This is a genomic window from Oceanospirillum linum (genome assembly GCF_001995095.2).
GTDB lineage: Bacteria > Pseudomonadota > Gammaproteobacteria > Pseudomonadales > Halomonadaceae > Oceanospirillum > Oceanospirillum linum.
The window spans coordinates 96,754-111,884 of the sequence record NZ_MTSD02000008.1; the positions used below are offsets into that span (position 1 = coordinate 96,754).

The 15,131-nt window shown below is 49.7% G+C and carries 13 protein-coding genes; 4 read left to right on the plus strand and 9 right to left on the minus strand.

The annotated features are described in order from the left end of the window. Positions 1-3: 3 nt before the first annotated feature. The 4 genes from rbfA to pnp all read left to right on the plus strand — a co-directional run bounded on the left by rbfA (position 4) and on the right by pnp (position 4,038). Entirely contained in the window at positions 4-420 is a 417-nt protein-coding gene (rbfA, locus tag BTA35_RS14715; RefSeq protein WP_078320579.1) for a 30S ribosome-binding factor RbfA, read from the plus strand. A gap of 6 nt (positions 421-426) precedes the next feature. Continuing rightward, on the plus strand, positions 427-1,341 hold the full coding sequence (truB, locus tag BTA35_RS14720) for a tRNA pseudouridine(55) synthase TruB (protein ID WP_078320580.1): 915 nt from the start codon (positions 427-429) through the stop codon (positions 1,339-1,341). Positions 1,342-1,487: 146 nt separating this feature from the next. Further along, positions 1,488-1,757: a 30S ribosomal protein S15 gene (gene rpsO, locus BTA35_RS14725; RefSeq protein WP_078320581.1), complete on the plus strand. Its 270-nt coding sequence runs from the start codon at positions 1,488-1,490 to the stop codon at positions 1,755-1,757. Between the two features lie 160 nt (positions 1,758-1,917). Continuing rightward, positions 1,918-4,038, plus strand: coding sequence for a polyribonucleotide nucleotidyltransferase (pnp, locus tag BTA35_RS14730; RefSeq protein ID WP_078320582.1), 2,121 nt, complete (start codon positions 1,918-1,920; stop codon positions 4,036-4,038). Between the two features lie 230 nt (positions 4,039-4,268). Here the strand turns inward: pnp and BTA35_RS14735 are convergent, their stop codons facing one another. From BTA35_RS14735 to BTA35_RS18305, 9 genes are all read right to left on the minus strand, one after another. After that, complete coding sequence (locus BTA35_RS14735) at positions 4,269-5,447, minus strand: acetyl-CoA C-acetyltransferase (protein WP_078320583.1); 1,179 nt, start codon at positions 5,445-5,447, stop codon at positions 4,269-4,271. Positions 5,448-5,598: 151 nt separating this feature from the next. After that, a complete protein-coding gene (gene panD, locus BTA35_RS14740; protein ID WP_078320584.1) occupies positions 5,599-5,979 on the minus strand; it encodes an aspartate 1-decarboxylase in 381 nt (126 codons plus the stop codon). Between the two features lie 113 nt (positions 5,980-6,092). Beyond that, complete coding sequence (gene panC, locus BTA35_RS14745; RefSeq protein WP_078320585.1) at positions 6,093-6,953, minus strand: pantoate--beta-alanine ligase; 861 nt, start codon at positions 6,951-6,953, stop codon at positions 6,093-6,095. Next, a complete protein-coding gene (gene panB, locus BTA35_RS14750; RefSeq protein WP_078320586.1) occupies positions 6,950-7,744 on the minus strand; it encodes a 3-methyl-2-oxobutanoate hydroxymethyltransferase in 795 nt (264 codons plus the stop codon). The genes panC and panB overlap by 4 nt, the downstream gene beginning before the upstream one ends. Before the next feature lie 107 nt (positions 7,745-7,851). After that, on the minus strand, positions 7,852-8,361 hold the full coding sequence (folK, locus tag BTA35_RS14755; RefSeq protein ID WP_078320587.1) for a 2-amino-4-hydroxy-6-hydroxymethyldihydropteridine diphosphokinase: 510 nt from the start codon (positions 8,359-8,361) through the stop codon (positions 7,852-7,854). After that, a complete protein-coding gene (gene pcnB, locus BTA35_RS14760) occupies positions 8,358-9,776 on the minus strand; it encodes a polynucleotide adenylyltransferase PcnB (RefSeq protein ID WP_078320588.1) in 1,419 nt (472 codons plus the stop codon). The genes folK and pcnB overlap by 4 nt, the downstream gene beginning before the upstream one ends. 769 nt (positions 9,777-10,545) lie before the next feature. Beyond that, positions 10,546-11,982 carry a sigma-54-dependent transcriptional regulator gene (locus BTA35_RS14765; RefSeq protein WP_078320589.1) on the minus strand — a complete coding sequence of 479 codons (1,437 nt, stop codon included), beginning with the start codon at positions 11,980-11,982 and terminating at the stop codon, positions 10,546-10,548. Beyond that, entirely contained in the window at positions 11,982-14,951 is a 2,970-nt protein-coding gene (locus tag BTA35_RS14770; RefSeq protein WP_078320590.1) for an ATP-binding protein, read from the minus strand. The genes BTA35_RS14765 and BTA35_RS14770 overlap by 1 nt, the downstream gene beginning before the upstream one ends. After that, the gene (locus tag BTA35_RS18305; protein WP_202931281.1) at positions 14,941-15,111 is read right to left on the minus strand and encodes a hypothetical protein; all 171 of its coding nucleotides are present in this window, start codon (positions 15,109-15,111) and stop codon (positions 14,941-14,943) included. The genes BTA35_RS14770 and BTA35_RS18305 overlap by 11 nt, the downstream gene beginning before the upstream one ends. Between the last annotated feature and the right edge of the window lie 20 nt (positions 15,112-15,131).

Consider the following 15,131-nt stretch of genomic DNA (forward strand, 5'->3'; position numbering starts at 1 on the left):
TGAATGTCCCGTGAGTTCAAACGAACGGACCGAATTTCCGAGCAACTCCAGAAGGAGTTGGCTCGGATAATTCAGTTTGAGATTAAAGACCCTCGTTTGGGGATGGTAACTGTTAACGATGTTCAGATCAGTCGTGATCTGAGCTTCGCGAATGTTTACATCACCGTTCTGGGTAAAGATAGTGCTGAAGAAGCCAAGGAAGATCTTGGCGTGTTGAACCGAGCAGCAGGCTTTTTGCGTCGTGAGATTGGTAAATCGATCAAACTGCGTATTGTGCCGCAGCTCAAGTTTGACTACGACTCCAGCCTGGTACATGGACGCAAGCTGTCCAGTCTGATTGAGGAAGCTGTTGCTGCCGATAAATCACGTACCGATCTAACCGACCCTGAAGGTCCAAAAAACGATACGGCGGAGGATTAAGCTCCGGTGGCTCGTCGTGGTAAAGGCCGGAATATCTCCGGCGTCCTTCTGCTGAATAAACCTAAAGGCATTTCCAGTAATCGTGCGCTGCAACGTGTGCGGGCGATGTTTAATGCCAGTAAAGCTGGTCACACGGGCAACCTTGATCCGATGGCGACCGGTCTTTTACCGTTATGTTTTGGTGAAGCGACTAAATTTTCCAGTTATCTGCTTGATGCTGATAAAGCCTATATCGCCACAGCCCGTTTAGGGCTGGTGTCCGATACTGGTGATGCTGAAGGTACGATTATTCAGGAACGTCCTGTCCCGGAGCTGAGCGATGCTCAGATTTGTGATGCAATGGCGAAATTCCTGGGTGATATCGAGCAGGTACCTCCTATGTATTCCGCCCTGAAGCAAAATGGTCAGCCGCTGTACAAGCTGGCCCGCGAAGGTAAAACGGTTGAGCGTAAAGCCCGTGCTGTCACTATTTTCGAATTAAAGCTTCTGGAATGGGACGCCCCCGATATGACTTTTTCAGTCCGTTGTTCCAAAGGTACTTATGTACGTACCTTGGCTGAGGATATTGGAGAGACTTTAGGCTGTGGTGCACACTTAGTGATGCTGCACAGAACCCACACGGGTGGCTTCGATGCTTCCGGGATGCTGGAGTTTGACCGTCTGCAGTCTGAAAGAGATCAGGATCAGTCTCTCGATGGTTATCTGCTGGATACTGATGTTCTGGTAGCACATTTCCCTAAGAAAAATTTGTCTGCGGAGGAAACTGCGCGTATCCTCCACGGTCAGGATATTACCTGCGACCAGGTGTATTCTGATAAGGTCCGATTGTATGATGAGCAGGAGCGATTTATCGGTCTTGCAGAGTCAGCGGAAGCCGGCAGACTTAAGCCTCGCCGGTTGGTCGTGTTCGAAGAGCAGTGATCCTGCTCTTTGGGCTGCAGATACGATTTTGTTCAGCAGATGATCTTCTGTCTGGACCGCTCTAATCCGGAGCAAAATTAGGCTAACTGTAAATATGCGCGGTTAGCCTGAATATATGATTCGCATATTTTATCAGGAGAAGCATCATGGCTTTAACTGCAGAAAAAAAAGCAGAAATCGTTAAAGAATACGCACGTGGCGAAGGTGACACTGGTTCTCCAGAAGTTCAGGTAGCCCTGCTGACGTTTAACATTAACGGTCTGCAAGAACACTTCAAAGCGAACAAACAGGATCACCACTCTCGTCGTGGTCTGATTCGCATGGTTAACCAGCGTCGTAAGCTGCTGGATTACCTGAAGAAAAAAGATCTGGGTCGCTACAGTGATCTGATCAAGAGCCTGGGTCTGCGTCGCTAATTGCTGACGTTGTCCAAAGGACACTGGCTTATTATCGGTACACAAGTTTTGTATATTGATAATTGATTGCCCTCTGAAGCCCGCTATCGCTTTGATAGCGGGCTTCTTTGTGTGAAAATAGAGCACACATGAAAGCAATAGATATTGGAAGGAAATTACCGTGAATCCGGTTACTAAGACATTTAATTACGGCGATCAGGTCGTAACACTCGAAACGGGTCGTATCGCACGCCAGGCTACTGGTTCCGTTATGGTCACTATGGGCAGTACTTCTGTACTGTGTGCTGTTGTTGCTAAGAAAGATGCAGCCCCGGACGCGGCATTTTTTCCATTGTCTGTTCACTATCAGGAAAAAACCTACGCAGTAGGTAAGATCCCTGGAGGCTACTTCAAACGCGAAGGCCGCCCGACAGAGACTGAAACTCTGACTTCGCGCCTGATCGATCGTCCGATCCGCCCGCTGTTTCCGAATGGTTTTATGAACGAAGTTCAGGTTGTTTGTACTGTTATGTCTGCGGACAAGGACAACAACCCGGATATTGCAGCCCTGATCGGCACCTCTGCTGCTCTGGCCGTTTCCGGTGTTCCGTTTAGTGGCCCTGTAGGTGCGGCTCGTGTCGGTTTTACTGACGAAGACGGTTATATCCTGAACCCAACCAACGAAAAGCTGGAAGAGTCTCTTCTGGATATGGTTGTAGCAGGTACTGAAAACGCTGTATTGATGGTTGAGTCTGAAGCAGAAGAGCTGACTGAAGATGAGATGCTGGGTGCTGTTCTGTTTGCTCATAAAGAGATGCAGGCTGTTAACACAGCAATTAAAGCGTTTGCAGCTGAAGTTGGCACCCCTGCGTGGGATTGGCAGCCAGCGGCAGAAGATACAGAAACTAAGCAACTGGTTTCTCTGGCTTACGCCGATAAAATTAAAGACGCGTACAAGATTACTGTTAAGCAGGATCGTTACGCTCAACTGGGCGAACTGAAGTCTGAAGCGGTTGAAAAGCTGGCTAACGATGAAGGTCCAACGGCTGACGCGATTAAGTCTGCATTCGCCAGCCTTGAAAAACAGATTGTCCGTCAGTCTGTTGTGAATGGCGAGCCTCGTATTGATGGTCGTGAGCAGGATACTGTTCGTGATATCAATGTTGAAGTTGGTATGCTGCAGAAGACCCATGGCTCTGCACTGTTTACCCGTGGTGAAACTCAGGCGATCGTGACAGCAACTCTGGGTACTGCCCGTGATGCTCAGATCAGTGAGTCTCTGGCTGGTGAAGTCCGCGACCCGTTCATGCTGCACTATAACTTCCCTCCATACTCTGTAGGTGAAGCAGGCTTTATGGGTGGTCCTAAGCGTCGTGAAATCGGTCACGGTCGTCTGGCCCGTCGTGGTGTTCAGGCGGTTCTGCCGACTGAAGAAGAATTCCCGTACTCCATCCGTGTGGTATCAGAGATCACTGAGTCTAATGGCTCAAGCTCAATGGCTTCTGTATGTGGTGCATCTCTGGCCCTTATGGATGCGGGTGTACCTCTGAAAGCACCAGTTGCCGGTATCGCTATGGGTCTGGTTAAAGAAGGCGAAGGTTTCGCAGTTCTGACCGACATTCTGGGTGACGAAGATCATCTGGGTGATATGGACTTTAAAGTAGCCGGTACATCTGAAGGTATTACTGCTCTGCAGATGGATATCAAGATTGAAGGTATCAACGAAGAGATCATGGAAGTGGCTCTGCAGCGCGCTAACAAAGCCCGACTGCACATCCTGGGTGAGATGAACAAAGTGATCAGTGAAGGTCGTGAAGACCTGTCTGAGAACGCACCTGCGATGACCACGATCAAGATCGATCCTGAGAAAATCCGTGATGTGATTGGTAAAGGTGGCGCAACGATCCGTTCACTGTGTGAGCGTACTGGTGCCTCTATCGATATCGATGATAACGGTCTGGTTAAGATCTATGCAGAAAACAAAGCAGCTGCTCAGATGGCGATCAACGAAGTTGCCGGTATCACTGCAGAAGCTGAAATCGGTACTGTGTACAAAGGTAAGGTTGTACGCCTGGCTGACTTCGGTGCGTTTGTTAACTTCCTGCCGGGTCAGGATGGTCTGGTGCATATTTCTCAGATTGCCCAAGAGCGCGTTAACAGTGTTAGTGATTACCTGAAAGAAGGTGATGTGATTGCTGTTAAAGTACTGGACGTAGACAATCGTGGTCGCGTTAAGTTAAGCGTTAAAGAAGTAACCGAAGAAGAGAAAGCAGCAACTCTGGCTGAAGAAGCCGCTGAGTAATCTGTGACCTTTCGATCCGGTCTGCCTTCAGGGTGAAGGCACCACCGGATCATGGTTAACTGATGGTGCCTAAGGTTTTCATCAGATACAAAAAAACCTCGCAGTGCTTTTATATAAAAAGCGAATCTGCGAGGTTTTTTTATATCCCGATATCTGTGAGATTACCCTGACAGAAATCGGGAAAGCATTAAAACCAGTATTAATGCTTAAATGCTTAACAGCCGATGGCCTTAGCGCTCAACAGCCAGCGCAACGCCCTGACCACCACCGATGCACAGCGTCGCCAGGCCTTTCTTCGCATCCTGCTTAATCATTTCGTGAACAAGGCTCACTAATACACGACAGCCGGAAGCACCAATCGGGTGGCCCAGAGCGATCGCGCCGCCATTAACATTCACCTTGCTGGTATCCCAGCCCAGCTCTTTATTGACGCTCAGGGCCTGAGCGGCAAAAGCTTCATTCGCTTCAACCAGGTCCAGATCGTTAATATCCCAGCCTGCTTTCTTCAGGCAGCGCTGAGTAGCCGGAACCGGGCCAATGCCCATAATTTTAGGGTCCACGCCTGCGTTAGAGTACGCAGAGATCTTAGCCAGAACCGGCAAACCCAGTTCTTCCGCTTTCTTAGCGCTACACAGCATAACCGCTGCAGCGCCATCATTCAGAGTCGAAGCGTTACCAGCAGTGACGGTGCCATCTTTCTTAAAGGCAGGGCGCATACCGGCCAGTTTTTCAGCGGTAGTACCGAAGCGGGCATTTTCGTCCGTATCGAAAACAACCGGATCGCCTTTACGCTGAGGGATGGTTACTGGAATGATCTCGTCTGCGAAGCGGCCGCCTTTAATGGCTTCTTCAGCCTTTTGCTGTGATTGGGCAGCGAATGCATCTTGTTCTTCACGGCTGATGGCGTATTTCTCGGCCAGGTTCTCAGCGGTAATCCCCATGTGGATATCGTTAAAGGCATCCCACAGGCCATCAACAATCATGGTGTCTTGCAGTGCCCAGTTTCCCATACGCTGGCCGTTACGGGAGTTCGGCAGAATGTGTGCAGACTGAGACATATTTTCCTGGCCACCGGCGATGATCAGGTCAGCATCGCCACAGCGAATGGCTTGGGTCGCCAGATGCAGAGCCTTCAGACCTGAACCGCAGACTTTGTTGATGGTCATGGCCGGAGTAGACTCTGACAGTCCGCCATTAATGGCTGCTTGTCGTGCAGGGTTTTGGCCTGCACCAGCGGTCAGTACCTGACCCAGCAATACTTCGTCTACCTGTTGAGGATCAATGCCGGTTTTTTCCAGCAGGCTCTTAATCACTACGGCACCTAAGTCACTGGCAGAAACAGAGCTCAGACCACCGTTAAAGCTGCCGATTGCTGTACGACCGGCGGCGACGATAACAACGTCTTGCATAGGTATTTCCTTTTTTATCAGATAAAATCTCTATTGTGCTTCGCAGCATAGCATTTTTTTATTGCTTCAGAGGCAGACTACGCCTAAATGATGACAAAAAAAAAGCTGACCTAAGGTCAGCTTTTTATCATCCGTTCGTTACAGTTTCCTGTTAGGCAACCTGAACCGGAATTGCATTACTGGTGTGACTGACCTCATTGCCTTCTGTCATATAGATCAGGGCTGGTTTGAAGTTTGCCAGTTCTGCTTCAGTGTAGTTAGCGTAGGCGCAAATGATCACACGGTCACCGACTTTAGCCTGATGAGCCGCTGCACCATTAACAGAAATGATACCTGAGCCTTCTTCGCCACGGATTGCATAAGTGGTGAAGCGCTGACCGCCTTCAATGTTGTAGATCTGAATCTGCTCGTATTCACGGATGCCGGCCATATCCAGCAAGTTGCCGTCAATAGCGCAAGAACCCTCATACTCCAGTACCGCGTGAGTGACACGAGCCTGATGCAGCTTTGCTTTAAGCATGATGGATTGCATGATGATTAACCTTTATTTCTTTCTGAGATGCTTGATAAAAGCATTCTGGAAATGCTGTAGAAGTACGCAGGTTTGCTGCAAATAGCAGCTAGGTCGCGCAGTATGCCTCAATGTTATTTCTGATTCAACGCAAATGCGATGTTATCAATCAGTCGTGCTTTACCCAGATGGGCTGCGGCCAGAATCACTAGGTGTGAACTCGTGCTGTCCGCAACTTTTAAATTGTCCTGACGGCGAATGCTCAGATAATCAGGCCTGAAACCCTTTGCCTTCAATTCTGACTTAGCCCGGTCGCAAAGTGTATCAAAATCTGACTGGCCTGCTTCGATCGATTGACGAATTTTGACTAATGTCTGATACAGGGTAGGAGCAACTGCTAACTCTTCCTGTGTTAAATAGCCATTCCGTGAGCTTAAAGCAAGCCCCGACGCCATACGAACGGTTGGCACGCCTTTGATCTCCAGCGGCATACAGAGGTCCTGTGCCATCTTGCGGATGATCGCCAGCTGCTGGAAGTCCTTCTGACCAAACAGCGCCACATCAGGTTGAACAATATTGAATAACTTGCTGACTACCGTGGTTACGCCGGTAAAGTGACCGGGGCGGGCTGCGCCACAAAGTTCTTCACCCAGCTCAGGTACATTGACCTGAGTCTGGCTGTTCAGGCCCGTGGGATAGATTTCGCTGGCGTTTGGTGCAAACAGAATATGACAGCCTGCTTCAGATAGTTTCTCGCTATCGGCCTCCAGCGTCCGTGGATAAGAATCCAGATCTTCATTCGGGCCAAACTGCATCGGGTTCACAAAAATGCTGCAGATGACAGTGTTGCCCTCTTTATGGGCTTCGTGGATCAGCTGAATATGGCCTGCATGCAGGTTGCCCATTGTTGGAACGAAAGCGACCTTGCCGCCCTCGTTCCGTCGACGCTCCGCAATTGCAGACCTAAGCTCAGCAATGGAGTGACATAAAATCATGAGAAACAGTGCTCCTCAGCAGGGAAGGTGTTTGCTTTCACCTCCTGATGATAGTTACTCAGAGCTTGCTGAATACTGGAAGCATCCGTCATAAAGTTTTTTACGAACTTTGCGGTGTGCCCCAGAGTGATGCCCAGCATATCCTGTAATACCAGAATCTGGCCATCGGTATGAGGTCCGGCACCGATGCCGATAACAGGTACGGCAACGGCTTCTGTTACCAAACGCCCGACTTCTGTCGGTACACACTCCAGAAGAATGATACTGGCACCAGCAGCTACCAGTTTTTGGCTCGCTTCGATAATGGCCTGTGCGGCAGCTTCAGTTTTACCTTGGACTTTGTAGCCGCCAAACTGATTAACCATCTGAGGGGTCAGGCCTAAATGTGCACAAACAGGTACACCGCGACGGGTCAGCTCGGTAATGCCTTCTGCCAGCCAGGCTTCACCTTCGATTTTGACCATGTGAGCACCAGCCTGCATCAGCTTACCGGCATTGATCAGCAGCTGTTCTGTGGAGGCGTTACTCATAAATGGCATATCAGCCATAATCAATGCACCCTGATTACCTCGGGTAACACATTGGGTGTGGTAAGCGATATCGTCAACACTGACCGGCAGTGTGGTGTTATGTCCCTGTAGAACCATACCCAGGGAGTCTCCCACCAGGAGAACTTCAACTCCTGCCTGGCTGGCTTGCCCTGAGAAGGTTGCATCATACGCAGTCAGGCAGCTGAATTTCTCACCGGCCTGTTTTAGCTTATTCAGTGTACTGATTGTCACTGTCTTCATTATTATGTTCCGCCATTACAATAACGCCCACTGCTTTTGGCGGTGGGCGTTTCGGAATGTGTTACTTTGACGTTACCTGCATCTAAAGGTAACAAGCTGCGGTAACTTTACTCTGACTTTGTAAGTATCTGCAAGTCATCTGTAGCGATATTAGACAGAATGTCTGTAATAGAACCTTTACCGGGTAGGGTAATTCTGGGGCTGATTTCAGCCAAAGGTAACAGTACAAAGCCCCGTTCATGCATGTGTGCATGGGGTACAGTAAGGCGAGGATGGGAGATAATCTGCTCGTTAAACAGTAACAAATCCAGATCCAGTGTACGTGGCCCCCAGTGGCGCTCACGTACGCGCCTGTGGGCTTGCTCCAATGCCTGAAGCTGGTCAAGCAACTCCAGCGGCTCAAGGTTGGTTTCCAGCTGAACGACGGCATTAACAAAGTCCGGCTGGTCCTGGGGGCCAACCGGTTTGCTGCTATATAAAGAAGAGGCTTCAACCAATCGGGTGTCCGGTAGTCGATCCAGCTCTTTCAGTGCGGTTTTAAGCTGTTGAACCGGGTCTTCAAGGTTGCTGCCAAGACCAATATAGGCTGTATTGTTTAGCACAGTAGACTCTGTCATTCCGGGTGGTTCCGGTTACCGCTTTTGGGGTGACTGTCTTTACTGTTACTGCGCCGACGCCGACGCCGCTTTTTGGGCGCGGGCTTGTCGTTAAGTTCGTTATGCTGCACCAGATTACGGCGGGAATGGGAGTCACTTTCCTGAAAGTCAGTCCACCACTGAGCCAGCTCATGTACGTTTTCCCCGGTTTCACTGCGCAATACCAGGAAATCATAAGCGGCACGGAAGCGAGGGTGCTCAGCAGTCTGGTAAGCCCGCTTACCCTGGCGGCGTTCAAGGCGCAGCTGGAACTCCCAAATTTCGCGCATTGGCTGACTGAAACGCTTGGGGATTGATGTGAAATCCACCTGAGCGGTCGTCGTCTGTTGTCCTGCTTGCTGCATTGCGGGCACCGGAGGCATACCTGAGCGAATCAGGTCACCAAAGGCCCGTTGAGCAACCGGCCAAAGTAGCGCCGCAAACAGAAATGCGGGCGTCACAGGTTTGTTCTGCTGGATACGCTTGTCAGTATTATGCAGCGCTTTAATAATAAAGCTCTCTTTGTCCGGCGTTTCCTGAAGCGCATCTTCTGTATAGGGGAAAAGCTGTTCGAACAGGTTGTATTCGCGTAGTAATCTGAAGGTTTCAACAGCCTGGCCGGATAGGAAGAGTTTGAGTACCTCTTCAAACAAGCGGGCGGCAGGTATCTGTCGCAGAAGCGTCGCCGAAGCCTGGATAGGGGCTTCAGTTTTAGGCTCGATATTGAAATCAAGCTTAGCCGCAAAGCGAATTGCCCTCAGCATTCGCACGGGATCTTCACGATACCGGGTTTCCGGATCGCCAATCATGCGAATCAGCCGTTGTTCAATGTCATTAATGCCGCCGGCATAGTCGTGAATTGAGAAATCACGAATATTGTAATAGAGCGCATTGATGGTGAAGTCACGGCGTAGAGCATCCTCCTCTATGCTGCCAAAAACATTATCACGGACCAGAAGCCCCTGATCTGTCTGAGACGCATGGGATTTAGCCGTGCTTGTATCATGGGGTGCGCGAAATGTTGTCACCTCAATGATTTCACGGCCATAGCGGACATGAACAATGCGGAAGCGACGGCCAATAATACGGGCATTGTGAAAGAGGCGGTCAACCTGCTCTGGTGTCGCATTAGTCGCTACATCAAAGTCTTTTGGGTGCAGTCCCAAAAGCGCATCGCGAACACAGCCGCCTACAAGGAAGGCGTCGTAATTAGCTTTCTTCAGGCGATAGAGTACTTTCAAAGCGCTTTCTGAAATGCCGGAACGGCTGATGGGGTGTTCGTCACGGGAAACGATGCGCAATTCGTGTTTTTCGGATTGCTGTGGGCGCTCTGATTTAAGCAGCTGCCGAATTGAATCGCCGGGACGCTTTAGAAAAGAAGGAATTCCTTTTAGCATCGCTGGGTCTTGAATCTCTGAATAGGAGAGGGGAGTGTACCTTAAAAATAAAAGCGGGGCCAAGTTGGCCCCGCCGGAACTGTCCGCATCCTTACGAACGGTATGTCAGACTTCGGTAAATCGCCCTGAATACGCAATGACAGTCTATCGGTGACAAACCTTGGTGGCTTATGCCTTATTATTTTTGTTTTCCAATGCGAAGTATCACTACTTCTGGTTTGGACCGCCTCGTATTCAAAACAATTATTCCAAGTATTTTTTCTCAGACCGGTTTTTATTTTTATGATCCGGGCTGGCATCTTAAAGCATTGCTTTTTTATTGTTGTTGCAAGCCTGAGATGCATGAGTTTGCTGTGGTTAACCTCGACCTGATTTATTGTTGTTGTTTCAGGTTTGGCATTTTGTTCGGATATTTATTTTTGTTGTTTCCGATTCTGCCTGATTTTTTCCGCTCTGATTTTTGTTTTTGTTATTTGAGCGTTACAAAATCTGCCAGTTATTATTTTTATTGAGTTGGCTGTTAGTTAACCGTGTTCTTGTTGTTCTTACCCGTATAGACTGCACTTGCTGTGCCATGTTTTGAAAAAACCTTTTAAAACAGGTAGTTAACAGTTTCGATGTAAAGTTTGTCTGTGGCCGAACAAAAGATTGTTACCTGTGAAACCATTATTTTCAGGGTTGCCTGTGTGTTACGGTAACACTCTGTGAAGATCTCTCCGGGGCACCTGTCTGAATTCTTTTGACAGGGGTCAATAAAAAAGAGCGGATGTTATCCGCTCTTCTTAGATGCTGCTTTTTTTCTCGGGATCCCAAGGCGTTGACGCCTTTCCCAGAGGCATTTTCTACTGATGCCTAGTCGCTGGGCGAGCTCTGTTTCGCTCATCTGATCCTGATGCTCCAGTACAAAGTGCTGGAAGTAGTCTTCGAGTGAGAGATCCTCCGGAGCCTTAGTGCCGTCATTACGTGCGGCAGAACGCTGGGATTGTGGGATCATGCCAACAGAAGGGAGCGCGGATTGAACCTGGGGTGGCATGCGGGTTGAATGGGTTACTTCTGGAACAACGCCCATATCATCGCTATGAATGAGATTGCCCTCTGCGAGAATGACACCCCGTTCGATGGCATTTTCCAGCTCCCGTACGTTACCAGGCCAGTCATGTTGCATGATGGCATCGGAGGCGTGCTTACTGAAGCGCAGGTTTGGGCGATCCATGCGCTTACAGGCTTCTCCCAGCAGAAACTCTGCAATCTCCAGAATGTCTTCTCCCCGGTCACGGAGTGCTGGCAGGGCGATCTCCATGACATTAAGACGATAGTAAAGATCGAGACGAAACTCACCTTCGCTGGAAAGTTTTTTCAGGTTCCGGTGTGTGGCGGCGACTAAGCGAACATTTACTTTTTTTGATTGCACAGAGCCGATGCGCCTGATCTCACCTTCCTGGAGTACCCGTAGCAGACGTGCCTGTGCCTCCAGGGGGAGTTCTCCAATCTCATCAAGAAACAGTGTTCCGCCATCAGCGGCTTCGACTAAACCGCTGCGGTTAGTGTTTGCACCGGTAAAAGCACCTTTCTCATAGCCAAAAAGTTCGGACTCAATAAGTGTTTCTGGAATTGCCGCGCAGTTCACGGAGATCATCGGCTCTCCTTTCCGGCGGCTGTAATTATGAATTGCTTTGGCGACCAGCTCTTTACCGGTACCTGATTCACCCTGAACCAGAACGGTCGCCTCTGTGGGAGCTACTTTTCTGATACGTTGGTAAACCATCTGCATCGGAGCGCAGTGGCCGATCATACCCATGGTGCCAGCATCTGTTGATGCGGCCTCTGCTTCTTCAATAACACTGGCTGCGGGTCGCTCTGGCTGATCCAGAATACGATTAACCGTCTCCAGCATCTCATCGTGATCAAATGGTTTGGCGATATAATCCACAGCCCCTTGCTTCATAGCATCAACGGCGGAGCGCATGCTGGCGTAGCTGGTCATAATAAGAACCGGCGTGTCTTCTGCCAGCTTAATCAGATCCGTACCTGGTGCTTTGGGCAGGCGCAGATCAGAAATGACCAAATTATAGCGGTTGCTTTTCAGGTGGCTCAGAGCATCGTCTACCGATGCCGCCTCACTGACTTCAAAGCGGTGTCGCTCCAGCAGCCTTTTAAGAGCTGAGCGAATAATATCTTCATCTTCTACTATCAGAATCTTGCTCATTAGTACTTCCACGCGGATTCGCTTTTGGCTTCAGCATGGTAGAGAGGCAGGGTGATGGTGACCTCTGTTCCACGACCTTGCATCCGATCTGCGGGGCTGCTGATCTGAATATGACCATAGTGTTCTTCTATGATGCTGTAGACCAGCGCTAAGCCGAGACCGGTTCCTTCTCCGGGATCTTTGGTAGTGAAGAAGGGCTCAAATATATGCTCTAACTGTTCTTCAGGAATACCGCAGCCACGATCCGTAACGCTTACCCTGACTGTATTGTCCTGAATGGTAGCAGTTATAGTAACACTATCACCTGCGTCTGAGGCATCTCTTGCGTTACCCAATAGGTTAACAAATACCTGAATCAGCTTCTGGACATCACCGATAACGTAAAGATCATTCGGGCATAAATTGCTGAATTCAATATCTTTCCCCTTTGAACTTAAGGAGATAAGGTTAATAGCTTCATCAACGGCATGCCCGATAACAAGAGGCTCCTGTGCTGCCTGGTTGGCGTGTTGACCCGCATGGGCGAAGCTGACCAGTGAGTGGACAATACGTGTTACCCGCTTCGTCAGCTGTAGAATCTGTTCGGCGGTTTCCGCAATAACTTCTGGATTGTCTGTCTCATATTTCAGGTTTTGAACAAGGGAGGATATTCCGGTAATGGGATTGCCGATCTCATGGGCAACGCCTGCTGCAAGCCGTCCTATACTGGCCAGGCGCTCGCTGTGTACGAGCTCCTCTTCCAGTTCCTGCGTTTCGGTATGATCTTCCAGCAAAATCACCGAACCACCCATATGTGACAGAGGCTCTTCAATATGGGCTTTGTGTAGGGAGAACCAGCGTGGTTTGCTGTTATTCTGTTGCAGTTTCTGGAACAGATGAGGTGTCTGGCTGCTGACAAACTCACCTAGCAGCCCCTTCCAGGGCTCCGGTAAACTATCAAACCGGGAACCCACAACATCCTTCATAGGAATGCCTGTCAGTTCGGCCATGGCGTTGTTCCACATCAGAATCTCAAAATCGTTACCCAATGAGCAGACCCCTATCGGCAGATACTGCAGCGTTTGGCGATGATAGCGCCTGAGTGAATCCAGCTCCTTGGCAAGACCTGTCAGTTGGTAGCGGTAGTTCTCCAGTCGGGTTTCAACAAAGTGAATATCCTCTGAATTATGGCTGTTGGCATTGGCCTGGTAAGGCAGGTGTTGATCAACAATTTCCTGGGCGATAGCAGGGCCCATCAGGCCGGACAAGTTGGCCTGGATTCGGTCTCTAAGACGGCGCAGAGCGTATGGACGCCCGTCCGTTGGCGTCAGTTCCAGATCTCTCAGTGCATTTCTGACTTCCCGCTCTGCCGTCATTTTCCCCAATGGTATCGCCAAAAAGCTAATAAAGTCCTCACAGGTCCTGGCTGCCAGTTGCAGGCGATGAGGTCGGGAAAGAGCATCCACTGAGCAAGAGCTTGCTCCGGCTTTCTCTTCATCACTTGGTTGCAGGAACAAAGAAGTAAAAATAAAAACCACAATATTGATGATGATGGATGCGAGAGCGACGTCATACCAGCCATCCCCTCCGGAGTGAAAAACCAGATTAGTCGCGGGCAGAGTGACTTGCTCTAGGTTATAAAGCAGAGGCACAACCTGGCCGAAAATCCAGATGCCAATACCTGCACAAAGACCCGCAACCAGGCCAATGCGGTTGGCGGTTGGCCAATACAATACTGCCAGTATTCCGGGCAGAAACTGCAAAATACCGATGAAGGATGTCAGCCCCAGACTTGCTAGGTCATGTTTTACCCCTAATGTTCGGTAGAACAGATAAGCGGCCAGAATAATCAGACCTATCAGTAGTCGGCGAAACCAGAGCAACCAGTTGTAGATATCAAATTTGGCCCCGGGCTGATAAACCGGCAGAACCAGGTGGTTTAGGGTCATGGCGGCTAAAGCCAGAGTGACCAGAATAATGGTGCCGCTTGCGGCGGAAAGTCCTGCGATAAAAGCCAAGATGCCAATCCAGTTTTCTGCACCACCGGCGCCGACACCCAATACGGTATATTCTGCTTTCAGGGGGGTGCCTTCAGCCATGCCGGCCCAAAGAATAAGAGGTACCGGAAGGCTCAAAAGTAGCAGATAGAGAGGAACAGCCCAGCTGGAACGAAACAGTACATCCGTAGATTGATTTTCGGTAAAAATAATATGGAACATATGTGGCATAGCCACGGCTGCGGCAAAGAATAATAGAAGCATGGTACGCCACTGACCGGCCTCAAGCGGTTTTTGTAATGCCTGTAATTGATCCGAGTGGGCTGTTAGCCAGATATCTAAGCCCTGAAAACCACCAAAGACCTCAAACAGGATATAGGCGCCGATGGCCAGCATGAGTACCAGTTTGATAATGGACTCAAAGGCAATAGCGACCACGAGACTTTCGTGCTTTTCCCGTAGAGAGGTATGACGGGCACCGAACAAAATAGCAAATGAAGTCATTACCATGCAGAAACCAAGTGCCAGAGTGTGGGGTGAGGCTTCATTGGTGAGGATATAGATGGAGTCTGCGACAGCCTGAATCTGAAGTGCCAGTAGAGGAAGTGCCCCCATTAGCATAAGTACTGTTACCAGACTGCCAATCCACCGGCTACGGAAGCGAAAAGCGAAAAGATCGGCCAGGGATGAGAGCTGATAGGTTCTTGTGATTCGTAGTATCGGCACTAAAAGGACCGGAGCAAGCACAAAAGCACCTGCAACGCCGAGATAGTAAGAGAGAAACCCGTAGCCGTACTGATTCGCCAACCCAACAGAGCCATAGACAGCCCATGCGCTGGCATAGACTCCCAGAGACAGTACATAAACCAAGGGGTGACGCGTTATTTTTCGGGGTAACCAGCGCCGCTCGGTTGCATAGGCCGCTGCAAATAATAGCAAGAGGTAGCCGACGCCGATGGCGGATACCTGCCCTAGGCTAAAACTAAAGCTCATCCAATTTTCTCTTCTGTTCAAGCCAGATAGAAATGCCGATCAGGGCACCCCAAACCAGATAAGGGCGGTACCAGCTGCCGTTACTGTCGCCCCACCAGTCCATCAGAACCGGGGAAAAGAGGTAACCGGCAAAGACCAGAAAGAGGATTAAACGGTACATATACATGGTCGTTTCACTAT